At 50.5% G+C, this 23409-nt stretch carries 25 protein-coding genes; 12 read left to right on the top strand and 13 right to left on the bottom strand.

Going from position 1 to position 23409, the window contains the following annotated elements; genetic code table 11:
• Nucleotides 1-2 precede the first annotated feature (2 nt).
• On the top strand, nt 3-665 hold the full coding sequence (locus BD_RS16635) for an SRPBCC domain-containing protein (RefSeq protein WP_011165955.1): 663 nt from the start codon (nt 3-5) through the stop codon (nt 663-665).
• Here BD_RS16635 and BD_RS16630 read toward each other — a convergent pair.
• On the bottom strand, nt 662-2416 hold the full coding sequence (locus BD_RS16630; RefSeq protein ID WP_011165954.1) for a hypothetical protein: 1755 nt from the start codon (nt 2414-2416) through the stop codon (nt 662-664). The two genes, BD_RS16635 and BD_RS16630, sit on opposite strands and share 4 nt — an antisense overlap.
• A gap of 115 nt (nt 2417-2531) precedes the next feature.
• Nucleotides 2532-3050, bottom strand: a complete 519-nt coding sequence (locus tag BD_RS16625; RefSeq protein WP_011165953.1) for an asparaginase domain-containing protein — start codon at nt 3048-3050, stop codon at nt 2532-2534.
• Nucleotides 3051-3155: 105 nt separating this feature from the next.
• Here BD_RS16625 and BD_RS16620 point away from each other — a divergent pair, with 105 nt between their 5' ends.
• On the top strand, nt 3156-3581 hold the full coding sequence (locus BD_RS16620) for a VOC family protein (RefSeq protein ID WP_038448752.1): 426 nt from the start codon (nt 3156-3158) through the stop codon (nt 3579-3581).
• A gap of 12 nt (nt 3582-3593) precedes the next feature.
• Here the strand turns inward: BD_RS16620 and BD_RS16615 are convergent, their stop codons facing one another.
• On the bottom strand, nt 3594-4073 hold the full coding sequence (locus tag BD_RS16615) for a GreA/GreB family elongation factor (RefSeq protein WP_011165951.1): 480 nt from the start codon (nt 4071-4073) through the stop codon (nt 3594-3596).
• Between the two features lie 118 nt (nt 4074-4191).
• Complete coding sequence (locus BD_RS16610; RefSeq protein WP_011165950.1) at nt 4192-4683, bottom strand: Hsp20/alpha crystallin family protein; 492 nt, start codon at nt 4681-4683, stop codon at nt 4192-4194.
• A gap of 349 nt (nt 4684-5032) precedes the next feature.
• Here BD_RS16610 and BD_RS16605 point away from each other — a divergent pair, with 349 nt between their 5' ends.
• Complete coding sequence (locus BD_RS16605; RefSeq protein ID WP_157865736.1) at nt 5033-6403, top strand: NAD(P)H-binding protein; 1371 nt, start codon at nt 5033-5035, stop codon at nt 6401-6403.
• Nucleotides 6404-6425: 22 nt separating this feature from the next.
• Nucleotides 6426-6821: an NINE protein gene (locus tag BD_RS18095; protein WP_011165948.1), complete on the top strand. Its 396-nt coding sequence runs from the start codon at nt 6426-6428 to the stop codon at nt 6819-6821.
• On the opposite strand, the gene BD_RS16595 is transcribed toward BD_RS18095, so the two are convergent.
• The gene (locus BD_RS16595; RefSeq protein ID WP_011165947.1) at nt 6714-8528 is read right to left on the bottom strand and encodes a glycosyltransferase family 39 protein; all 1815 of its coding nucleotides are present in this window, start codon (nt 8526-8528) and stop codon (nt 6714-6716) included. The genes BD_RS18095 and BD_RS16595 overlap by 108 nt on opposite strands.
• A 52-nt stretch (nt 8529-8580) precedes the next feature.
• Nucleotides 8581-9018, bottom strand: a complete 438-nt coding sequence (locus BD_RS16590) for a hypothetical protein (protein WP_011165946.1) — start codon at nt 9016-9018, stop codon at nt 8581-8583.
• Between the two features lie 73 nt (nt 9019-9091).
• Here BD_RS16590 and ubiG point away from each other — a divergent pair, with 73 nt between their 5' ends.
• Nucleotides 9092-9859, top strand: a complete 768-nt coding sequence (ubiG, locus tag BD_RS16585; RefSeq protein ID WP_038451722.1) for a bifunctional 2-polyprenyl-6-hydroxyphenol methylase/3-demethylubiquinol 3-O-methyltransferase UbiG — start codon at nt 9092-9094, stop codon at nt 9857-9859.
• Between the two features lie 51 nt (nt 9860-9910).
• Nucleotides 9911-10420: a DUF1772 domain-containing protein gene (locus tag BD_RS16580; protein WP_050792934.1), complete on the top strand. Its 510-nt coding sequence runs from the start codon at nt 9911-9913 to the stop codon at nt 10418-10420.
• Here the strand turns inward: BD_RS16580 and BD_RS16575 are convergent.
• On the bottom strand, nt 10371-11942 hold the full coding sequence (locus BD_RS16575) for a B12-binding domain-containing radical SAM protein (protein ID WP_011165943.1): 1572 nt from the start codon (nt 11940-11942) through the stop codon (nt 10371-10373). The genes BD_RS16580 and BD_RS16575 overlap by 50 nt on opposite strands.
• 109 nt (nt 11943-12051) lie before the next feature.
• Here BD_RS16575 and BD_RS16570 point away from each other — a divergent pair, with 109 nt between their 5' ends.
• Nucleotides 12052-13287, top strand: a complete 1236-nt coding sequence (locus BD_RS16570; protein WP_041583646.1) for a M20/M25/M40 family metallo-hydrolase — start codon at nt 12052-12054, stop codon at nt 13285-13287.
• Between the two features lie 51 nt (nt 13288-13338).
• Here BD_RS16570 and BD_RS16565 read toward each other — a convergent pair whose 3' ends face one another.
• Complete coding sequence (locus tag BD_RS16565; RefSeq protein WP_011165941.1) at nt 13339-14259, bottom strand: LysR family transcriptional regulator; 921 nt, start codon at nt 14257-14259, stop codon at nt 13339-13341.
• A gap of 206 nt (nt 14260-14465) precedes the next feature.
• On the opposite strand from BD_RS16565, the gene BD_RS16560 reads away from it, so the two are divergent.
• The 4 genes from BD_RS16560 to BD_RS16545 all read left to right on the top strand — a co-directional run bounded on the left by BD_RS16560 (nt 14466) and on the right by BD_RS16545 (nt 17067).
• Nucleotides 14466-14843, top strand: coding sequence for an HPF/RaiA family ribosome-associated protein (locus BD_RS16560; RefSeq protein WP_038448735.1), 378 nt, complete (start codon nt 14466-14468; stop codon nt 14841-14843).
• A gap of 39 nt (nt 14844-14882) precedes the next feature.
• Complete coding sequence (locus BD_RS16555; protein ID WP_011165940.1) at nt 14883-15440, top strand: BON domain-containing protein; 558 nt, start codon at nt 14883-14885, stop codon at nt 15438-15440.
• A gap of 160 nt (nt 15441-15600) precedes the next feature.
• Nucleotides 15601-16170 carry a flavodoxin family protein gene (locus BD_RS16550; RefSeq protein ID WP_011165939.1) on the top strand — a complete coding sequence of 190 codons (570 nt, stop codon included), beginning with the start codon at nt 15601-15603 and terminating at the stop codon, nt 16168-16170.
• Nucleotides 16171-16293: 123 nt separating this feature from the next.
• Nucleotides 16294-17067 (top strand): hypothetical protein, encoded by a 774-nt coding sequence (locus BD_RS16545; RefSeq protein WP_011165938.1) that lies wholly within the window; start codon nt 16294-16296, stop codon nt 17065-17067.
• 157 nt (nt 17068-17224) lie between these two features.
• On the opposite strand, the gene BD_RS16540 is transcribed toward BD_RS16545, so the two are convergent.
• The 3 genes from BD_RS16540 to BD_RS16530 form a co-directional block, all read right to left on the bottom strand.
• Nucleotides 17225-17845: a superoxide dismutase gene (locus BD_RS16540; protein WP_011165937.1), complete on the bottom strand. Its 621-nt coding sequence runs from the start codon at nt 17843-17845 to the stop codon at nt 17225-17227.
• A gap of 65 nt (nt 17846-17910) precedes the next feature.
• A complete protein-coding gene (gene speE, locus BD_RS16535) occupies nt 17911-19197 on the bottom strand; it encodes a polyamine aminopropyltransferase (RefSeq protein ID WP_011165936.1) in 1287 nt (428 codons plus the stop codon).
• 125 nt (nt 19198-19322) lie between these two features.
• On the bottom strand, nt 19323-20240 hold the full coding sequence (locus BD_RS16530; RefSeq protein ID WP_011165935.1) for a class I SAM-dependent methyltransferase: 918 nt from the start codon (nt 20238-20240) through the stop codon (nt 19323-19325).
• A 106-nt stretch (nt 20241-20346) separates the two neighbouring features.
• On the opposite strand from BD_RS16530, the gene BD_RS16525 reads away from it, so the two are divergent.
• Nucleotides 20347-21114, top strand: a complete 768-nt coding sequence (locus BD_RS16525; RefSeq protein WP_231839215.1) for a Bd3614 family nucleic acid deaminase — start codon at nt 20347-20349, stop codon at nt 21112-21114.
• Here BD_RS16525 and BD_RS16520 read toward each other — a convergent pair.
• Nucleotides 21104-22693 carry a PAS domain-containing hybrid sensor histidine kinase/response regulator gene (locus BD_RS16520; protein ID WP_011165933.1) on the bottom strand — a complete coding sequence of 530 codons (1590 nt, stop codon included), beginning with the start codon at nt 22691-22693 and terminating at the stop codon, nt 21104-21106. The two genes, BD_RS16525 and BD_RS16520, sit on opposite strands and share 11 nt — an antisense overlap.
• A gap of 174 nt (nt 22694-22867) precedes the next feature.
• Complete coding sequence (locus BD_RS16515) at nt 22868-23290, bottom strand: cysteine rich repeat-containing protein (RefSeq protein WP_011165932.1); 423 nt, start codon at nt 23288-23290, stop codon at nt 22868-22870.
• Nucleotides 23291-23409: the final 119 nt, after the last annotated feature.

Genomic DNA, 23409 nt, shown 5'->3' with positions numbered 1-23409 from the left:
GCATGGCCAAAAAAGCACCTGTTGTCATTGAAGTTCTAAATAAAGTCACTGCCGTGTCCGTGGAAAAACACACGGGCAAGAATTGGGATCAGTGGATAAAAATTCTGAATGACCAGGGTGCGAAGAACCTTTCCCACAAAGAGATCGTGGCTTTGCTGGGAAAGAAAGCTTTCAAGATGAAAGAATGGTGGCGCCAGATTGTGACTTCCGGTTACGAAGTTCATATCGGTCGCCGCCAGGAAGGCCGCAATCAAAAAGGCGAGCTTTCCGCCACGGTGACACGCACTTTCTATATCAGCGCAGAAAAACTCTGGAAGCTTCTGGAGTCCGCCGAAGGTCAGGCCGCTTGGCTAAAGCCTTTGTCTCGTTTCAAGTTTAAGCCCAAAAATGTTTTTGAAACCGAAGATGGATTCTTTGGCGAAATCCGCACCATGAGGGAAGGCGAACGCCTGCGCATGAGCTGGCAGGATCCTGAATGGCACAAGCCCACAATTGTACAAATCTATGTGATGGGCCGGGACGAGAACAAATCTATGCTGGCCTTCATGCATGACGGCATCAAAGACACCCGTTCCAAAGCCGCCATTCGTGATCGCTGGAATGAAGCCGTCGAGGCCCTGTCGGCGATGACTCCGACGGCCCCGGTGCGAAGGAAAAAGTCCTAACGAACACTGACGTTCGTGCGATCGATAATATATTTTAGCAGCGTTTCTCGGCTGATGCCGCGTTCTTTCAAGGGACCCTGGGTGCTGATGTGGCCGGTTTCTTTGATCCAGCTTTTCACTGTAGAAAGAGTCGACTTGGAAGTCGGAACGAATCCGGTCGCCAGCTCCAGACAGATGCCACGAGCCGCACCGGCTTTGGGTGAATAGTCGTGGGACACGAAGATTCCCTTGTAGCGCCATTTGTTATCGCGATCAATGTCGGGATAGACCTTGCGATTGAGCTGCGCCCACACTTCACAGTACTCGGAGTTGTTCATGTCTGAGCGCAATTGGTAGGCGAAGGTCTGCACTGAATTCAGAATCCAGTCAGTCACTTCCGGTTGCAAAGCGCTGGCCAGTTCTGCTCGGAGTTTGGCAAACTTCAGGGTGCTGACCCGCAGTTTCGGGTCAAACAGGGCCTGAGGCAGCAAATCCGGATAGCGTTCCCCGTTTGTTTTTGCCCAGAGCTGAGTCGCTTCATAATTCACGCAGGAATCAAAGAACGACACCGGCATATTCCCCAGCAAAGTCTGATAGAAGGGTTGACGGCAGGCTTTCAGCACGCGGTCCTTTTCGGCGTTGGTCAGGCCGTCGTCGCGGTCGATCTCATTTTGGAATTTCTTTGAAACGCCCGTGTCATTGCAGTTTTTGCTGGAGGTGTATTCCAGCCCGTCGTGCACCAGGTACTTGATCAGGTTGTACTTTTCGGCGGATTTTTTCTTAAGCAAATCTGGATTAAAGCGGTAAGCCGTCACACTTTCGGCAAAGTCCTCAAAGGGATTGGATTGGCCATAGCGGGACACGAAAGGATGGCCTTGCAGGGCTTTTTTCTTTTCGACTTCAAAACCACCGGCTTTGGCTTCTTTCCAGTTGCTCAGTTGCAGCCAGGTCGCCGAGCGGTCATAGTCTGAAAACTGATTGTCCGAATGATTGTGGGCAATTTCATGATAAAGTGTGTACTGGCGCATGATCGAAGACTGCTCGGACCACGAGTCAAAAAGTTCAATCGAGGCATTGGCCAGAACTTTTCCGCCGTCGTCACCGTAAGAGGCGCGGGTGTAGCCGCGTTTGAATTTGATCAGTTGTTTGTTGAATCCAAACGGCAGCTGGTCGGGCTTCACCAGTTCAAAAGTGCGAATGACATCGGCGATCTCGCCGGCAGTGAAAAGAGAAGCGCTTGTAAATGAATAAGGTGACGTGTTCACATCAAACTTGTCCATCAGATAAAGCATCTGAGGTCCGACATCAGCTCCGAAGATTTTCTGTGCAGCACACAGGGCCTTGTCGCAGCCCGGTCCTATTTTAAATTCTTTCTGGAAGTCCTTGATGACTTTTTCAGGCGTCGCACTTTCGCGCCCCAACGTCAGCAATCGGCTGAGGGCCAGAACCAGATGAGGACGTTCATTGGTCAGAACAATACCCAGAACTTCGTGCGTTCCGGGTTCAGAGCCATTTTCCACGGGAAGACTTTTGTAATAGCGCTGAATCTCTGCGGTGGTGACGGGCAGTCGCATTCGGCACACAGCAGATTTCACCTGCCGTTCATTGGCCGCCCACCAATCCAGTTCTTCGGCGGCAGGAGTGCGTTTGTTAGGCGGAAGAGGCGCGGCGTGATCGGTGACGTGCGGGCTTTCTTTCAACACCGATTTGGGCAGATGAGTGCAGGCGGAAAGTACAAAAACGGCTGCCAGTACAATGCGGGATAAAAACAAACGTAACTCCTCAAGAATAGATCCAATAGTGTCTTTTCGGAGAAGGTCCCATGGGCTTAATGGCGTCCATGGGGAATCTCAAATTAACACAGGACTTTCAGAGAGGAATTCGCGATTAGAAGCTTTCGAAAGTGCCCTTTTCACGGTTCTTGCGAACTTGCGGTACGTTGAACACCTGGTTGTGGAAGGAAATATAGAATCCCGGTTGCAGAAGTTTTGCTGACAGCAAAGCTTCCGTGACGTTCTGAGCAGCATCGCTGTCATCGAAACCCATTGGAATCATGGCGCCGGTAAACACCACGGGAACTTTTGGTGTGCCGATTTCTTTAAAACAGTGTTCGGCAGAAACGTGCATGGTGTCGGTTCCGTGCAAAACAACGATCGGGCTTCCCCGCTGCATTTGATCTTTGACGGTGGCAGAAATCAGGGCACGGTCTTCATCTGTCATATACAGGGAGTCTTTGCTCAGCAGTGGGTACACCATGATATTGGTGTACGGCAGTCGCATCTTGGAAAGAATGCGGTTTTTAATGCTGGTGCCTCTGTTTTCCAGAGATCCATCGAACTCATTATAAGTTTTTTCGATGGTGCCACCGGTGGTGATAATGATGACGTCTTGAATAGCTGTGCCCATGGTTCGAGATCCTATGTCAACTTTCGCAAGCTGGCAAGAAAAGCAAAAAAGCGGATGCTCGCGGAAAAGCCCCCGTGGTAGGATTTGGTGGCAAACGAGGTGGGTATGGAAGCACGACTGACGATGATCACGCTGGGCGTTCAAAATCTGGCAGTGTCCCGGGAATTCTATGAAAAAGGACTGAAGTGGCCTGTGTCCCCAGCCAGTAATGACAACGTGGTCTTTCTGCGCACCGGAGGCGTGGTGTTGGCGCTGTTTCCTTCCGAAGAGCTGGCAAAAGATGCTGGTGTTGATCCGCAGGGCAGTGGCTTTCGCGACTTTACCATCGCGCACAATGTGAACAGCAAAGAAGAGGTGGCCCAAGTGCTGGCTCAGGCGGAAAAAGCCGGAGGCCGCATCATCAAACCCGCTCAGGATGTTTTTTGGGGAGGTCACAGTGGGTACTTTGAAGACCCGGATCGATTCTTGTGGGAAGTGGCGTGGAATCCCCTGGCGCCACTGAATGAAAAAGGCGAGATGCAGCTGCCTTAGGGCGCTGCTGTCCTACCAGATATTGATAATGTCGTATTCGCGAACCTGTGGGCCATTTTCCACCACGGCCACTCCGCCGACCTTCTGATCTAAAAGCGCTTCGCCCAAAGGGCTGTTGGGTGTGACCACCTGGATGGTCTTTCCTTCAAACTGCACACTGACGCCGCCGCCTTTGGCCAGAATGAAAAAGAAGCTGGTTTTGCCGTTGTGTTCAACTTCAATCACCGCGGAAGATGAAATTCCATCGTTGGGACCAAAATCCCTGACACTCAGGTGTTTCAGCAAAAGTAAAACTTCCTCGATATCCGCAATGCGTTTGGCCTGACCACGCGCCAGATAAGAGGCTTCCAAGCCGCGGGTGTCGTATTCGTTTTCGGCTTTGCTTTCTTCGTTCGTGGCCGCATCAATGGTGGCTTTGACGGCTTCTTTAAGAGCCGTCATGTCCGCGACAAGTTGCGTGCGAATGGCTTCGATCAGTTTCTTTTTATCCAAGGGACACCTCTGTTGCCATTATCGTCGTTTGTGGGAATTCAGGCAAACGATAAAATAGAAGAGGGCTTGACGGGGAATCAAGCCCTCAGAGGGATGGGAGAAGGATTAGCGGGAAGGATTAGTGGGAAGAAGATTCGGACTTGTTGCCTTCGATGGCAGTGTTTTTAGCTGCCAATAGTCTGTCGAAGAAACCCCCTTTATGAGTTTGAATTTCAATTCTTTGAGCTTTGGCCAACGGAGCTTTGGGCAGATAAATACTGAGCACTCCGTCTTCGTGGTGGGCTTCAATTTTAGCTCCATCCACAGTGTCAGGAACCGTGAAGCTGCGGCTGAAGGTGCCTATGACCTTTTCGTCGCGCTTTCTTTCGCCTGAGATGGTCAGAAGATTTCCGTTCATCTCTATATTGATGTTTTCCTTTTTGAATCCTGGCAGATCCACACTCAGTAAATAATGATCATCGGATTCAGTCACTTCACAAGCGGTTTTGAAAAGACGCTCCTGACTTTCGGCGGCAGGGACCGTTGCAAAGTTCTCAAACATACGATCCATCTCGTCGAAGATATTGGATGTCATTCTGCGAGTGGGCCAATAAGGTGTAATCAGTCTCATTATAAACCTCCTTTGCAGGTTTCGTTATTACACTCTAACGATGTGATTGTTTGTGCGACTGTCAAGTTGGGCGGACCAATAATTTTTGCGGCCACCAAAAATAACGCCGTCAAATAAAGTGCAATCAGAAGTTCTTTAATAAGATGTTTGATTGAAAAAGAATCCGTTCGTCTCATGACCAACAACCTCCTTTCGTGGGTCAAAAAGAGGAACCGAAAAAACAAGTCTGTTGCCCTAAATCTGTGTCCGTCCTTTTTATTGTCAAGGCGCGTGCAAGTACTTGTTATTTGCCAATAATTTTAGGACTCTGGACGAATGTGATAGGATCATTTTATTTGCGAGGTTTGAAGTGAAGGTGGCAATTGCCGGAGCCAGCGGTTTTGTTGGCAAGGCGCTGATCAAAGAACTGCAGGGACATCATGAAGTCGTTGCTTTAAGCCGGTCCAGTAAAAAGGATTCAGGGGACGGTATTGAGTGGCGATCCTGTGATTTGTTCAGTTTGTTGGATGCCGAGAAAGCTTTGCAGGGCTGTGACGTTGCCGTCTATCTGGTGCATTCCATGCGCCCTTCGGCTCAACTGACCCAGGGAACCTTTGAAGACTTTGATCTGATTGTCGCGGATAACTTTGTGCGGGCCGCAGAAACCTGCGGAGTCAAACGCATCTTTTATCTGGGTGGCATGTGCCCTGAAAATTCTCAAGAGATGTCCCGTCATTTGCGCAGCCGACTAGAGGTGGAGGGTATTTTTAAAACCAGCCGCATCCTTGCAACCATTCTGCGGGCGGCAGTGATTCTGGGGCCTGAGGGGTCTTCCTTTCATATCATGACCCGTTTGGTGGAGCGACTGCCCGTGATGGTCTGTCCGAAGTGGACCAGCACACTAAGCCAGCCCGTGGCCTTGAGGGATGTGGTGCGTAGCCTGCGTTACTGTATTGAGACGGCAGAAACCCAAAATCATATTTACGATATTGGCGGCCCGGATGTGATCAGCTATCTGGACATGATGAAGATGATCGCTCGTATGCAGGGATTAAAGCGCAAGCTTTTGCCGATTCCATTTTTAAGCCCCAACCTTTCCACCTTGTGGGTGTGTCTGGTCACCGGGGCCCCCAAAGCCCTGGTCGCACCTCTGGTGGAGGGCTTGCGATCCACTCTGTTGGTTAGTGATAAACGCCGTCTGGAAATCCCGGGATACCGATTCATGCCGGTGGCCGAAGCTCTTGAAGAGGCTCTTTCTGAATTTACCGAAAAGAAAACACCGCTGGCATTTCAAAAGAGCCCTTTGGGAAGCTATGAGGTGCGTTCAGTGCAGCGTTTGTTGATTCCCGAAGGGGTCACGGCTGATGAGGTGGCTCATGCGTATATGGAATTTCTGCCCAGCATGCGCCCGGGTCTTATGAAGGTGGAAGTCAGTGGACGGTGGGTGAACTTTTGTTGGAGCTTTCCCTATGTGCGGCTTTTGATCCTGGAGTACTCGCCGGAAAGAAGCTGGTCGCATCGTCAGCTGTTTTATGTGCGTGGCGGACTGTTGGCGCAAAAAACAGTGCGGGGGCGTCTGGAGTTTCGCGAAACACTGGGTGGAAAGGCTGTGATCGCGGCCATTCACGAATTCAAACCCCGGATGCCGTGGTTTTTATATCGCTGGACCCAGGCTTTGTTTCATATCTGGGTTATGCGTCAGTTCGGACTTTACTTGAATCGGCCAAAGTCTGCGCGGTAATCTTAAGTGCAAGGAGGCCCGCATGGCCAAATCAGATCACTCCACTTTTATAGGTTATATTCTTTGGATCTTTGGTTTTATGGGCGCGCACCGTTTTTATTTCGGCAAGTCCATCACCGGAACCATCTGGTTTTTCACTTTCGGTCTGGCCGGTATTGGCTGGTTGATTGATATCTTTCTTATTCCAAGCATGAGTCGAAGCGCCCAGCGCAGTTATCGCAGTGGACGGGTGGACTATAACGTCAGCTGGATTCTGCTGACGTTCCTGGGGATCTTTGGTGTGCACAGATTCTATATGGGCAAGTGGTTGTCAGGTTTGATCTGGCTTTGTACCGGCGGTCTTTTCCTGATCGGTTATCTGTATGACTATTGGACTTTGAATGAGCAGATTTCCGACGTGAACCGCGAGGCGGCTTAACCACGCAGCCCCCAGTGATCCCCAGCTGATCAAAAGTGCATCAAAGGGGACGCGGAAACGGTTTTCAGATTTAAAGAACCACACCGTCAAAAACAGCGAAAGCATCAGAAGAATCGTCGCCTTGTTAAAGGGCTCTTCTGACTTTCGCAGAACCAAAAGGCCCAACAGGGTCAGTGGCAGCATGGCATAATAGAAGAAACTCTCCCAAGGATAATAGAGCTCTTGGGTGGGGTTTGAAATAATCGGCCACAGGGGATTTCCCCAGGCCAGATAATAAATATATCGCAAACTTGAAACCAGCACGGCAGGATTCTCCGCCACGCACTTCAGGCCCTCTTTCCAGTAGTAACTTTGGTTGGTGAACGGTTGGTCCCACTGTTTGAAGGTTCTTTCATTGGTAAAGTGAAAAAGCGGCGACATCCAGCGTGCACCAGAGGAATCGGCGTTGTCCTTCGAGGGGCATTTGCCTTCGATAAAGTTCAAAGCTCCGGCTGTGGGCCCCAGTTGCGGCTTGCCATAGTGTTTCCACGTCCAGGCCATGTGGGGAACCACGATCAGCAGGCAACCCACGGCCATCACAGACACTTTCACGAACGCGCGGGTCAGGTGCTGGCGCTCGCGATAAAGCAGCCACAATCCCAGGATCGGGATGAAGAACGCATGATTGCCTTTGAAGTAAAACGCCAAGGCCAGTAAGACGCCCATCGAAAGATAGCCGGACAGTCTTTCGTGTTTTAATGTTTTCATCATGAGCCACAGGAACAGCGTGATCAAAAATGCATAAGCATTTTCAGCCATGTGGAAAGTGGCAAATCCCGCCAGCGGCATATAGCTGGCCGCAATGAGTGCAGAAAAAGCACCCGCCAATGCGCCAAAGCGTTCCCGCACCATCAGATAAATCAAGACAACCGTTCCCCATGACAGGAACACCTGGGACCAGTTGAAAAGCTCAAATCCACCCAGCCGGCGCAGCCACAGGCTCCACAGAGTGAAGCCCGCTGGTTGGAAGAGCTGACTTAAAGTGTATTCCCCCCGCATGATTTCTTCGCCACGGTGGAAGTATCCGGCCATGTCTGAAAAAAGACTGAATTCCGGCGGGGCTTTGAGAAACACCAGCCAAAAGCGGAATAAAAAAGCGGCGCCCAGAACGGCGACGACAAAGACTCGCTCGGGCAAAGTCATGGCCGGCAGTTTCGCAAACAGCATCAGCATAAGGGAGCCTGCAACCAGCAAAAGACCTAGCGCTACCGGAACATCGCTCCAATCCTTTTCAAGCAGGACACCGTAGCTGTCGCCTTTGGTGCTGCCAGCGAAGTGCCAGGTGGTTTCTTTGGCAAGACTGGGGCCGGTGTTATTCAACTTGAATCCTGCAGAATTGTCACAGCGGGCGTTCAAATCCGTGGGCAGATTCCAGTCGCCATGCTGAGTGCTCATTTCATGCACGCAGTTCATCGTGCGAAGTTTCAAATGTTTTAAGGGGTAAATCATCGGCGCGGTGGTGAACTTCACCCAGTAAAGCCCTTCACGTTCCGGATTCATGTCCTGAAACTGAAAGCTCGCCAAAGAGTCCTGTACGGTGTTTAAGTCCGGCTTGATGATTTCAATGTTGTGGGCTCTGGGGGTCAGCAGGAACAGCCAGCTCATTGCCAGTGTGAAAAGGACCAGGCCCAGGCTGAAGAATAGGTTGGATTTCGAAGAGTATTTCATGGCTGGGGACTTTCTACTTAAAAGAAGTCCCTGCCTTCAAGTTACGAAACCCTTAGTGAACAAGTCGTAATAGTGACGTGTTGTGGAAGAAGACCAAAAGCAGATAAGGCACTGTGGTGGTCACTAAAACCCCCCAGGGCTTCGGATTGTGCAAGATGTGCAGACCCGAAATCACAAAAATCAGGGGAGCAAACACCACCAGCGTTGCCGGCACCGCAAAATTCAGCAAAAGAACGGCGCCGCCGATGATTTCCATCAATTTAACCGTGGGCATGATAAAGCGTGTTTCCATGCAGGCATTCACAAAGGCATCGATCTTGGGATCAGAGGGTGGAATCTTCACCCAGTGGAAGAAGCCATTCAGGCCCCAGAAAAACATTTGCAGTCCAAAAATCCACCGGCAGACAATCTCGATGTATTCAATCATGGGGTCAGTGTAGCGGAAGGCCCAGGTCAGATCAATGCGGGATTCTTGCATGATTCTTACCACTGGACTTCGCCAAACCTCCAATTGCCCGGAGCCCCTTGATAGCTTTGGGAAAGACAGGGAGGTCGACGTGGATATGGAATTGGCGAAAGTGGATCGCGAGATCGTGAACAATGAAGCTTATGATCATCTCGCGGACCGTTGGTATGAGGCTCAGGATGATCCCATCGCTCTTTTGCGCAATCAGCACAAAGTGGAAATGCCGTGGATTCTGGAATCCATTCGCCGCAATATCGGTTACAAAGCCGAAATTCTGGATATGGGCTGTGGGGCGGGCTTTCTGGCGAATGATCTTGCAGCCGCAGGTCACAAAGTGACGGGGATTGATCTTTCCACTTCCAGCCTGAAAGTGGCGGAATCTCGTGATCTCACCCATTCAGTGCACTATCGCCAGGGCGATGTTTATCAGGTGCCATTTCCCAACGAAAGTTTCGATGTGGTGGCCGCGATGGATTTGCTGGAGCATGTTTCAGATCCGCAGAGGGTGATCGCAGAAGCCTCGCGGGTGCTGCGTCCGGGCGGGCTGTTCTTCTTTAACACCTTCAACAAGAATCCGCTGGCGTGGCTTGTGGTGATCAAGGGCATGGAGTGGTTCGTAAAAAACACACCCAATGACTATCACGTGTATTCGCTGTTCATTGAACCCAAAAAACTGAAGCTGTGGCTGGAGGATTTTAGCCTGGATACCCAGGAAATCCGGGGTATTCGTCCGGTGTTCATGCAAAAGGCGCTGTGGCAGCTGATTCGCACCGGTGAAGTGCCCAAAGATTTTAAATTCACATTTTCGCGCGCACCCTTGATTGCGTACACGGGGTTTGCCAAGAAGTCGCGGGGATTCAATTAATTAACAAAAAGCAACTTGAGGAGTAGTAAACAAAGGAATATAGATTTCGACATGAACGTTTCCACTCTTCTTAGATATTGCGGCTTGCTCTTGGTGGGCATGATGGCGGGCAGCTCCTTCGCCTTTGTCCTGGGTATGGGACCGGCAATGGAACAGCTGTCGATCACATCCTATATGGAATTCCACCGCTCGATGGAAACTCCGTTCAATATCTTCAGTCCCTTGATCTATTTGCTGGCCATCGCGACTTTGGTGGCCAGTCTTTATCAGCTTCGCCAGTCGTGGAAATCGATGGAATTTCTTTTGATTGCGTTTGCGCTTCTTTGTGTGGTGGATGAACTGCTGATGACCCGTTTCGGGAATCTGCCTTTGAATCACGTGATCAGCCAGTGGGATCTGATTGCGCCGCCACCGGATTGGGTTGAGATTCGCTCCCAATGGCTGCGATTCATGTACATCCGCAGTGCTTTGCTGGTGTCCGGATTTGCACTGCTTCTGGCATCCACCTTCTTTATGAAACGGTCTCCGGCTTCCCGACAAGATGCCTTTGCTGTCGCTTAGGCAGATTGATCTTGTTGGAATTTTCCCCTGACAGCTTCTGATTCTTTTCTTCGCCTTTTTTCAAGAAGCGAGGAAGCTCTTTTTTTCCCGTGGCCAGATAGTCTTCGGCCAGAAGCTCTTTGGCTTTTTCTTCAGGCCACTTCTGATTTTCAATCAGATACACCAAGGCTGATTCAAACAGATTCAGCTGCGAAATCCCGTGGGACTGGGCATGGCGTTTGGACATAAAATCGTTAAATTCATAGAACTGCCAGAAGAAGGACTTGTGTTCCTGCTCCTGGGCCTTGTCTTTCAGGCTTTCCACAAACTTTTTGAAAGTGCCGCTGTTGGCGTAGAGGTCCCAGTACTTTGCAAAGCGATTCATCACCTGCAAGGTCGCAAAATCCATGGATTTGGTGCGCAGGATCTGGAACGGAGGGTGGTTGGAATAAACCATTTCCCATTCTTTGTCGTGACGGGCGATAGGGGCGCCTTTCAGGCGTTTCAAAATACCCACCTGAATTTCGTCAGGACGAAGCTCGGCCAAAGTGTCAAATCCGCGCGCAAAGCTGTGGATGTCCTCACCCGGCAGACCCACGATCAGATCGGCGTGAGTGTGCACTCCGGTTTCTGAAGCCAGGAAGCGGAAGTTGTCTTTTACTTTTTCCAGATCGTTACGGCGGCTGACCAAACGAGCCACATCGGTGTTCCAGGTCTGGATACCGATTTCAAATTGCAAGGCTCCGGCCGGGAACTTTTTGATCAGTTCGCGGATTTCTGTCGGCAGGCGGTCCGGCACCATTTCAAAGTGCAGGAACAATCCCAAGTGGACACGCTCCAGGAAGAATTCCAGGATCTGGGTGCAGGTGGAGGGACTCAAGTTGAAGGTGCGGTCGATGAACTTGAACTGGCGGGCTCCGCGGTCCATCAGCTTTTGCATGTCAGCCAAAAAAGCCGGGACGTCAAAGTTGCGCACGGCTTTGTCCAACGATGACAGGCAGTACTCGCAGCGGTAAGGGCAGCCGCGGGACACCTCGACATACAAAACCCGGTTCTGGATGTCTTCGTCGGAATAGAACTCGTAAGGGGTTTTGATGGTTTTGATGTCGGGCAGAATGTTTGTGACAAACTTTTGAGCCGGCAGGGTTCCGTCATTGAGGAAGTTTTTGCAGAAGTCGCGGAATAAGAAGTCCGCCTCGCCTTTGATTGTGAAATCTGCGATCTGACAAATCGGATTGGTCTCGGCTTCGTGGCTGACCTCGGGTCCTCCCAGGACCACCAAGGTTTCGGGGCTGATTCTTTTTAGCAGGGACACCAGCTCCAGGGATTCCTGGGCATTCCAGATATAGACACCCAAACCGATTATCTTTGGTTTCTGACGCAGCAGGATTTCTGCGATATCGCGGGGGTCCCGGGCGATTGTGAACTCCATGATTTGGGCGCGGTTTTGCAACTCTTCAAGATTGGCGTACAGATATCGCAGTCCAAATGAACTGTGTTGGTAGGTGGAGTTCAGGGTCACAAGCAAAATGTCTGTCGTCATAGGCAGCTATCCTAATGCATGTTGAAAAAATAAGCGAATTGTCTTTGCCAACATGAGGACAATTTAGCTACCATTACTTTGCGGTAATGCTTTTTTCAAAGGATTGAAAATGATGAAAACTGCCACGATGGCTTTTGTGACGTTGGTTGCTATGACGGCAACTGCGCATGTGCCTGCGCTAGAAAGTTTTGAAACCAAACCTATTCTGGCCGATCTTAAAGACCTGCGCGCCCTGAACATCCCGGTATTGGCAAAAGATGAACGCATCGAAGTGGGTTACGCCATCGTGACTCCGGTGATGCAGCAAAGAATTCAAGAGCGCGCCCATCAGGTGGGTAAATGCGGAGGCTTTGAAGACCTGACTTTGGATATGCATATTCAAGGCACAGGCTTTAACAGCATTTTGGACAGTCTTGCGGCTATCCAGGAAAAAAACGCCCTTTATGAGCGTGCCCCATTTGCCGCCTTGTCGTTGGAAAAAAATGGGACCATCGAAGCGGCCATGACAGAAGTCAGTGAAGACAATCTGCGCAGCTATGTGACCTGGCTGTCCTCGTTCCCTAGTCGCAGCAACCGCGATGCGGAACCAAACCGCCACGTGGTGGAAATGAAAACCCGTTTGGAGGCGATGCTGGCTGAAGCCACCATTCCTTACGAGATTTCCGAGATCAACCACACCTCCACAAAACAAAGAACCCTGAAAGTCCGTCTGGTCGGCAGCGAGCGTCCGAACGAAATCGTGGTTCTGGGGGGGCACCTGGATTCTATCAACCAAAGCTGGGGCGGAGGCAAGACTGCGCCGGGGGCTGATGACAATGCTTCAGGTTCTGCGAATCTGATTGAAGCTTTGCGGATCATGATGACGAAAGCTCAGCCCAAACGCACGGTGGAGTTTTTCTGGTACGCGGGTGAGGAATCCGGTCTTTTGGGATCAGCCGAAATTGCCAAACAATACAAAGCTGACAAAAAGGACGTGGTCGCGGTTCTGCAATTGGATATGACCTTATTCCCCGGTTCAGGTGAACTGGTTATCGGCAGCATGACGGATTTCACAAGCTCCTGGTTGCGTGATTATCTGAAGGCGGCGAACGAAACCTATATCCACGCGCGCATCGTTGATGACAAGTGCGGTTATGGTTGCAGCGATCATGCGTCCTGGAATCGTCAAGGTTATCCGGCACTGATGCCGTTTGAAGCCACCTTCAGCAAGAGCAACAAAAACATCCACACCACGCGTGATGTGATTTCTCCAGAGTCCAACTTCAAACACTCGGCGGCTTATACAAAAATTGCCCTGGTGATGGGGATGGATCTTGCCAACAGCACCGCAAGACAGCCCTATTAAGCCTTGGGTGATGAAAACAGAAAGGGAGCCTGACGGCTCCCTTTTTTTATTCTAAATCTTCTCCAGACGTTTGATGGTCTTTTTCAGATCCTGAATTGTTTCGTCTTCTTTTTCGTCTTTTCTTCCCAGTAGGTACAAGGTGTGCTTCCAGTAGCCGGCTTTGGGTCCTAGCAGCGTCAGGATGCCCGAGCTGACTTCGTCCATCACATAGGGCACAGGCAAAAAGCCCACACCGGCGCCGTCGACGATGGCGCGGCCCACGACCGAAATGATGTCGCTTTCAAAGACCACTTTTTTGCGGGCGCGGATGTCCTGGAAGAACAGGTCAGTTTCATGGCGCAGTTTCATCTTGTAGGACGGAATGATCAGTCCCCACGGAACGGCAGCCAGAAAATCCACGGCCGAGGTGTTTCGAGAAATGCGCATCTTGCGTTCTTTCAGGTTCTTGGTGGACACCATCAGATTCACCGGCATTTCGGCTGTGGCAAGTTCGGTGACGTCATCGGCATAAATCGGCTTGTTGGTCAGAAGCAGATCAATTTCGCGACTGCGCAGCTGGGTGAGGAGGGCGTCGGAAGGGGCCGAGCTGACGAAGAAGGTTTTTTCCACAGCACGGCGCTGTTCGCGAATCAGCGGGGCCAGCAAGTCGGCGATAAAAGGACGTTCCACCTGATCGCTCACGCCGATGCGGATGCGCTGACTTTGCTTTTCCGTCGGGCTTTTCAGTGATTCAGCAAAGTCGGCGGCAACGTCGAACATCTTTTTACAATAAGCAAACGTGCGTTCGCCTTCCGGAGTCAGATGCAGATTTCTGCCACGCTTTTCAAAGAGCTTTTGATCGATGGAAGATTCAAGAACTTTGATCTGTGAGCTGAGGGAGGGCTGACTGATATGCAGGTATTTGGCAGCATTGCTGACTCCACCCAGCCGGGCGGTTACATAGAAATAGTACAGATGATTGTAGTTAAACATGATACTGGACCTCCTAATAACATGGCTTTTTTGGCGCCCTTTTGGAACTGGTCCTTCGCTGCAATTCTGTAAGTGATGATCTCTACAGCGAAATTCCCGTCTGGACCCCTTTAATATATAACTTTAACCTAATTATGTCTTCTAAATTATATATTTAACGAAATTGTTGATATGAACGATAATAGACTCAAGAAAGGGAGGTAGATATGCAAACAGACATCTACTACAGAGACATCACTAAAACTGAAAATCTCGAAGCTTACTTGTTGGAAACAGTCGAAGGGGCTGTTGGAGATTTCTTCAAGTATGACAGTGGTGCTCACCTCACAGTGCGAGTGGAGACCGATCGACATCGATCGCAGACCCGCAAGCCCAGCTATTTATGTGAGGTCATTTTGAAGCCGACTCGTTCGAAAACTGTGATCAAGGTGGTCAAACGAGACGAGAACTTCAAACGATGTGTAGCCAAGACGGTATCTGCTTTGAAGGGCGTTCTTAGTAAACGTTCCTCTCGTAAATCCCAGCACCGTCGCAATGACCCGATGCTGGAGTTCCAGCCTATGCCACTCGAAGGGGTGGCATAACCCAAGAACAAGGACCTGTCAGAAACAAGGAGCAGCTTTATGAAATCTCATCTTCTGAGGAACCAAAATGACGGTGAGCTGAGTCGAAAGATCCGCGACCGTATCAAATGGGACAAAAGAGTGAGCTTGGCTGATCTGGATATCGTTATTCGTGATGGCGTGGTGGTGGTCAGTGGATTTGTCGACACTTCTTATAAGAAAAATGCCGCTTTGGAGGTGATCTCTGAAACGGAAGGTGTCTGGACAATCGAAGACCGCATCATCGTGCCAGCGGATTATTACCGCTCCGATGACGAGATTCAGAGTATCCTAAAGGCTCAGGTCGATGAAATGATCAAGATCGGTGGAGAGCATATTGAGGTGGTCGTCAAAGACGCCGTGGTCCGACTGGAAGGGGAGGTTTTCCGTCCACGTCTGAAAGCCATGGCCGTGGGTGCCGCCTGGGAGCTTTCCGGAGTTCATGACGTCATCAATGCCATTGAAATCAAAGAGCCGCCAAGACGGGTTCGCATGACTGTAGGTTTTGAATTTGAAATGCTGTTCCCTTTGAACAAGGGGACAGAGATCCTCGAGGACAAACTAAAGGAGGTCTCTTGATGAAAGTTGATACAAATTAAAGTGCGGTCCTTTTCCCATCCCTCCATGTGCAGGCGTCTGATTACAGACGCCTGTCGTTTTTTCCGGGGCTGGGCAGGATGTCCTTGGCCTGAACCGTGGAAACAGACAATAATGTGGAAAGCAGCGGGGAAATGAAGGCATGAAAAAAGTTTTGATTTTAAATGGCAGTCCCACGGGTGACAAAGGCAACTGCGCCCAGTGGATCAAGGGATTAGTGAAGCTCTTTGGAAAGAGAGCCGAAGTGGAAGTTGTACATCTGGCGAAAGCCTCTTACGGACCGGCTCTTAGAAAGAAAATCGAATCCGCTTCGGGTCTGTTTTTTGTGACGGGGACTTACTGGGATTCCTGGGGAAGCCCGCTGCAAAAGTTGATGGAAGACATGACCGAACTTGAAGGTTCTGCCGCCTTTATGGGAAAGCCTGCCGCGGTCTTTGTGTTGATGCATTCGGTGGGTGGCAAAGGGGTGCTGTCCCGTCTGCAAGGGGCCCTGTCGACGATGGGCTTTTTGATTCCTCCGATGAGTGGGATGGTCTATTCACTGGTTTCTGATATCGCCCTGAAAAGCGCGAGCTCGCACGCCAAGGACTTCTGGCAAAAAGAGGACGCCGAGCTGATTGTGGAAAATTTCCTGAAAGCTTGCGATCTGCAGGTGACGTGGACCACGTGGCCTGTCGACAAAAAAGACCCCCGTCGCAAATGGCTTAAATAATCTGATCAGCTTTTAGTCGCCGTGAACTATTTACCCGGTTTCCGGGGGATGGCGGCACTCAGAGGGACTTGAGGGGCTTTTCGGCCCCTTTGTTTTGGCACTTATCTTGTATCGCGTCCGGGTATGCGCGCGTTGATTTCATTCATCATTTTGGCCTTCAGTGTTCAATCCTTTGCGGGGTTTGACGACGTCGTTCCTGAAAAACGGGTGGTGTTTAATCCCGTGGTCAGCACCTCCGCCCGCACCCTGCCGCAGTGGCAGTTCGGCTATCAGCGGGCTGGCGGTGCCAACGTCAATTCCCACATGCTGACCAATGCTTTGAGTATGGGTATCTTTCCTCGTCTGGAAATCGGGACTGTTCCGATGTTCTATGCCACCGCATCTGGCAGCCGCAATTACACCGTGAAGGGAAATTTCTATCGTGGCGACAACTTTGACTGGGCGGCTTCATTCACCGAAACCCGCTTTAGATCCGAAGTGAAACAAGAGGGCAAGGTTGTCGAAAGACCCGACCTGGTTTTGCGTTCGACCCAGCTGGGTTTCAACTATCGTCCCGACTGGAATGAAAACGTGACGATGTCGCCGTTTATGACTCAGGTGTGCGGGCACATCGATTCCACCAACGGGTTGGTCTTTGTTTATTCGCTGAAGTGTGAAGCCGAGTACGGCCTGGATATTCAGTATCAGATTAAAGATCGTGAATGGATCACGTTGGCTTACGGACACCTGCGTGAAGCGGGCATGTCTCCTTACGAGCAGATGAACACGGGAGTCGGTGTGGCCTGGTCCCAGCTTCGCCCGAAGGAAATGTTCTCGCGCCCCTCAGTCGGCGTCTACTATACCCCCGACACCCAAGACACCCTCTTCCTGCTCTCCACCACCTTCTTCGAACTCTAAAAGGTACCTGCTTACTTTTTCCGAAGCGTCGCTTCATTTTGGCCATAAAAAAAGGAACTGCTGATGAAGGCAGTTCCTTTTCTTGTTTTTGTGGCGCACTGCTTATGCAAAACTGCGGTGGGCCCCCCTGTGGAGGGTGCCGCAGAGTACCTTTTGGTTACGTCATGGACTTGGTCAGGTCGCGAACTTTTTTGGAAGCGAAGTTTTCGGAAACGAAGTTCCAGTTTACTTGCGCCCAGAAAGTCTCAAGATATTTTGCGCGAAGATTTCTGTAATCAACGTAGTAAGCGTGCTCCCAAACGTCAGCAACCAACAATGGAGTTGGACCGTTGTTAGTGAACGGAACCGCTGCGTTGGAAGTGGATACCAGGCTCAATTTGCCAGCAGCATCCATGCACAACCAGATCCAGCCGGAACCGAAGGTTTTTACGCCGCCGTCCACGAACTTGGCTTTCAACTCATCCATAGAACCGAAATCACGAGTGATCGCAGCAGAAAGTTCTGCAGATGGCTGGCCACCCTGACCCGCTGGGCTCATACCAAACCAGAAGAAGGTGTGGTTCCATGCCTGAGCGGCGTTATTGAAGATGCCACCCGTGGAAGTCAGAGTGATCTCTTCCAGGGATTTCCCTTTCAGGGATGCATCTGTTTCCATGAATTTGTTCAGATTGTCGATGTAAGCTTTGTGGTGCTTGTCGTAGTGGTAAGTCATTTGTTCTTCGTTGAACAATGGAGCAATACCGGTTTTTGCGTAGGGAAGATTTGGAAGTTTGAACATTACGCCTCCTGTTTTGTTTAGTTTTCTAAATGAAACTATAATGAAAACAGGAGGCGGTCTATCAATTAAGCGTTATCGCCAAGCATCGTTTTGACGAAAGTAGGAAGGCTGAAGGCCGCAGTGTGCAGGTCTTCATTGTAGTACTTAAGACCTTTGTCCTGAGCGAACTTCGCCGCTTGGTCTTTGTTGAAGTCCTTCGCCGGATGTTTGGATCCTTTGACGGCTACTTGCAAGCTCCACATGCCAGACGGGTAAGTCGTAGCGTGGAACAGCATTGTGTGGACGCTTTGCTTGCCGAAGATGCCTTTCAGGCAGTGGTTCAATTCCACGAAGGTGCCTTCATGGAACATTGGAGATTCACCCTGTGTGATCACCAAACCGCCGTCTTTCAATGCGTTTTTGCAGTTATTGTAGAATTCCGCTGTGAACAGGCCTTTTGCCGGACCCACCGGGTCAGAGCCATCCACGATGATCACATCGTAAGAGTTGGCAGGTGCATCTTTCACAAACTGGATGCCGTCACCGATAATAAGATTCAATTTCGGGTTGTTGAATTCGCAAGCGATCTTTGGCAGGTGTTCTTTGGAAGCACGAACCACCGCTTCGTCGATTTCAACCATGGTCACATTGTCCACGTTATATTTGAACAATTCGCGAATAGTGCCGCCATCGCCGCCACCGATCACCAAGACGTTTTTCGCATTGCCATGAGTCTGCATCACCGGGTGAGTGATCATTTCGTGGTAGTGGTATTCGTCACGCTCGGTGCACATCACCATGTTGTTGATCGCCAGGAATTTGCCATGAGAATAAGAATCCAAAACGCGCACGCGCTGGAACGGATTTGTTTCATCAAACAAAACATCGCCGGTGTAGCGCAAAGAAAGCGCCTGGTTTTCGTCTTTGTCTGTGAACCAGACATTGCGGTCGATCTGGTGGCCTTTGGAAAGGTCGAAAGAAGGTTTTTCGCGCATGATCTTAGGCTGGAAGTCGGATTTCTGGATGACGTGCAAAGAACCACGGTTCATCTCCAAAGCCGAATAGTTCGCCTGGAAAGCTTTTTTCAGGTGTTCAAAAGAAACCCAAGGATCCACAGAATCACCACAGGTGAACAGATCCACGGCCGCATAACGATATTCAGGCCACGTGTGAATAGCCAAATGGCTTTCCTGAATAACAACCACACCGCTTACGCCCCATGGGGAGAAGTGGTGGAAAGTGGAGTTGATGACTGTCGCACCAGCAATTTGCGCCGCTTCGACCATGCTTCTTTCGATGATGGAAACGTCGTTCAGAACTTCTGCGTTACATCCACTGAACTCAACCAAAATATGACGACCTAAAGCTTTCAATTCCCTGTCCTCCAACGGCCCCTGCAAAGTGGCCTTAATAAGTAAAATTTAGGGGGTTCTAGGGCGTTTTTACCTGTGGGGCAAGGTATTTTTGTCCCCAAAATGGAAAAGGGGCCGTTTGGCCCCTAGTTGCTTCTGATCTCGAAACAGTTGTGTATTTTTTTGTCGTGGAAGTCCTGAGGGATGCTCTCGGCGGTGATTTCCTTCACCTTGTATTTGGACAGAACGGCCGGAGAAATTTTAAATTTACGTTTGTTGTTGGAGAAATAGAGTATTCCCTCTGGTCGCAGCATGTTCATGCAGCTTTCCACCAGGAATTCCTGATCCCTTTCCACCTCGAAGGTGTCGTCCATTTTCTTCGAGTTTGAGAACGTCGGTGGATCCAGGAAGATCACGTCGAAAGTGTTCGGCGATTTTGTGTTTCGCAGCCACTCCAGAACGTCGGCGTTGATGAAGTTGTGTTTGGCCGGATCCAGATTGTTCAGTTGGAAATTTTCCTGGGCCCAGCGCAGGTAGGTTTGAGACATGTCCACGCTGGTGGTGATGGCGCCACCCAAGGCGGCAAACACGCTGACCGAGCCGGTATAGCAGAACAAATTCAGGAACTTCTTGTCTTTGACGGATTTAAACACCTTCTGGCGCATCGGACGGTGATCCAGGAACAGGCCGGTGTCCAGATAGTCGTAAAGGTTCACTTTTAGCAGCGCCTGGGATTCACGCACGACAAAGGTTTCTTCCTTAGCGTCGAGCTTTTCGTATTGCTTCAGGCCTTCCTGGCGTTCACGTTTTTTAATCACGATCTTGCTGTCGTCACATTTGAACAGGGCTTTTAAGGCCTCTTGCACGTGAGGCAGGTGGTTCTTTTCAAGATCACGCAGGTCGCTTTTGTCGTAGATCAGGAAGTGATCCTTGTAGATGTCGACGATATACGGGTACTCGGGAATGTCCCGGTCATACAGACGGTACGCCTCGATCTGGGCGCGCTCAGCCCAGTTTTTCAGTTTTTTGTAGTTTTTCTCGAGGCGGTTTTTGATCATGTCCATGGGGGCTTTTTAGACAATTTAGCCGGGATATGGTACCAATTCCTCGATGTTGGCAGAAAAAAGGGCAGAACATATAGCATTTTTACTCGCTTCCGAGGGCGGGGAAGTGGCCTTTGTTGAAGACAAGGGAACCGTTTATTTTGCCCGGTTTCCTGTCGGGGTGGCGGCGCCGTCATCGGCTGTGGTCAAGCTGCTGCAGGGGCTGTTTGATCGCTTTGTGGATCACAGCTTTTTCATTCTGCGCCAGCGTATTTACACCACCGCCGGTCTGACAGAGATGTGCCGGGGGATGGTCAAGGTCGTCGCCAAACGAATCACAGAAAACATCAGGCCCCGCGATCACGGGGAATTGGCCGGGCTGCAATTTGTGGAAATCGGCGATGCCAGTCAGATTCTCTTGCCGGTCGCGTATCTGAGTCAGGAAAATCAAAAGTCCATCCAGGAAGTTGCCGGCTGGCTGGGTTCCCATGCCGCCGTGATCCCCGCCCGACAGTTGGAGCTGGCGTCCGGCCTGGCCCGATGGGTTCCCCGCGGAAGTGTGCTGCATGACTATGACCGCGACATTGCTGCCTTTTTGCTGAATGATCAGGGGCAGTTGCTGAGTTATGGGGTGAACTCAAATTCAAAAAACAAAACACTGCATGCGGAAGTGAATCTGGTGCAGCGTCTGCACCGTGAAACCGGACGGCCCATTCCGGCGGGAGCGGTTCTGTATTCCACTCACAAGCCGTGCAAGATGTGCGCAGGCATGATCTATCATTGGTGCGAGGATCCTTCACAACTGAAGGTCTATTATTCCGTCGAGGAAAAAGGCGGGCTTTCACGCCAGACCGTTCTGGATCAGCACGGTCTTAATCATCACATCAGTAAATAGCTTCCTGGGCGTCGTTAAAGCAGGACGAGATTGCCTTTAGCATGGTGTCTTTGCGCACGGGTTTGGAAAGGTGCAGATCACAGCCGGCAGAAAGACTTTTTCTGACGTCCTCCTGGAAGGCGTTTGCTGTGCAGGCAAAGATTTTTGCCGGAGTGCGATTCATCTGGATTTCCATGTCTCGGATGCGCCGAGTGGCTTCATAACCATCCATGCCCGGCATCTGCACATCCATAAAGATGATGTCGTAGTGTTCTTTGGCGACCATTTCGACAGCTTCTAATCCGCCGCTGGCATAGCTGACCGCATGAGCGGTTTTTTGCAGATAGATGCCGAACAGATGGCGGTTGTCCTCAACATCATCAACAACCAGAATGCGCCGGCGGCTGCTGGAAATATTGTGATTGACGTCCGTAAGTTGATAGCGGCCCTGCCAAGGATTGTGCATGGTTGTTTTCCGTTCCGTTGTGGACGGCACTGAAATTGTGAAGAAGAATGAAGTGCCCTGGCCCGGCTGGGACTCAAACCAGATGTGGCCGTTCATCATCTGCACGATATTTTTGGTGATGGAAAGTCCCAGACCCGTGCCGCCATATTTGCGGGTCGTGGTGGTGTCGGCTTGAGTGAAGGGCTGAAAGATGTCTTTGAATTTTTGTTTGGAAATGCCGATGCCCGTATCGGTCACACAGAACAGCAGATTTCCTTTGTGAACCGTGCGATTGACCGAAACTTGCAACGAGATTTCACCGTTGTTGGTGAACTTGAGTGAGTTGTTCAGCAGGTTCATCAGCACCTGGCGCAGGCGATCGGCATCGCCGACGAAGTACTCTTCCACATCGGGATCGATAGCCAGGGAAAGCTTCAGGCCTTTTTCTTTGGCCCGGAAGCCCAGGACAGCCTCGAGTTCATCCAGCAGGCGCTGCAGATTGAATGGCAGCGGGCGAAGTTCCATTTCGCCGGCCTCCACCTTGGAAAGATCCAAGATGTCATTGATGATGGTCATCAGTTGATGGTTGGCGCGCTGAAGGATCTCCACGAAAGAGGCCTGTTGATTGTCCAACGGTGTCTCGGCCAGAGTGTCGGTGATGCCGATGATGGAATTTAAAGGTGTGCGGATCTCGTGACTCATGTTTGCCAGAAACACCGTCTTGGCATCCGTGGCCGCTTTGGCCTTGGTGGCGGCCCCCAGAAGCTCTTTGTTTTTCTTTTCCAGATTGTCAGCCAGACTTTTCTTTTCCGTGATATCGACGGCCATTTTAACAATCTTTGAAATCTCTCCCTGCAGATTTCTTACCGGAGTGTAAGATCCTTGAATCCAGACTTCGCGGTTTTTCTTGGTAAGTCGTTTGAACTCTCCCGCTTGTGCATGTCCTTCAGCAAGTTGGTTCCACATTTCTTGATATTCCAGCTCGTGTTGGTGAAACTCCGGCAGGAATATTGAGTGATGACGTCCTTCGATCTCATCGAGTTCATACTCCATGAGATTCAGGAAGTTCGGGTTGGCCCAGAGTATGTATCCCTGGTTGTCGAACTCGATCACCGCATTTGAATTTAGTAGAGCCTCATAAACAGAATGAGTCATGACATAAGTGTATCTACAGTCTTGTTTATTAATAAAATTACAAAAGCCCGTGGGGATTAAAGTTTTGTAATTACGCTCTGAGTCCTGTGCTTCGACAAAATCAAATCACGAAAATGTATTGAATGAACGTAGAGTCTTCACCGCAACTTAACAAGTGAAAAGCGCGGCGAAAATTTATGGCCATTGATTTTCCTTCAGTGCTTTGCGCGCCTCCAGGGCGTTGCGAATTCCCACTGTGCATGAATTGGAAAGCTGACGGCTGTTGTCTTTCAAGCAGCGCAGGATGCGCCCTTCTCCGGGTTTGAGCATATCGCAGAACTGCAGCAGATCGTTGTTGCAGGCGCGACGAAGTTCCATCATCAGTTCGTGCAGCCGTTGGCTGCGCAGGCGGCAGTCCGTGGTCAGCTTGTCTTTGTGATCGTTCAAACACTTCAAAAAATTTCCGCCGCCGGGTTCGACATCCTGGCAAAAGCGGCTTAAGTCTGCACGGCAGGGGTCCAGAGCCGTCTTTTCTGTCTGAGCCAGGGCTTCAATAGAGAATATGAAAATCAGTGTAAAAAGGAGCGTGAGCATTCCAACCAGAACACGATGATCCATGGCAACTCCGTCCGCTATGGAAGCGGGATCTGTTAGAGCTATTTTGTTTTTCGTATTTTGAAGAGGGAGATTTTTTAGAAGAGCCCTCTCTGAAGAGAAGTATAGGAGGGCTCTTGGGG

Source organism: Bdellovibrio bacteriovorus HD100 (assembly GCF_000196175.1).
In the GTDB taxonomy this organism is placed as follows: Bacteria; Bdellovibrionota; Bdellovibrionia; order Bdellovibrionales; family Bdellovibrionaceae; genus Bdellovibrio; species Bdellovibrio bacteriovorus.
The sequence above is the reverse complement of the archived record's forward strand: the minus strand, read 5'-3'. Positions and strand labels throughout refer to the sequence as shown.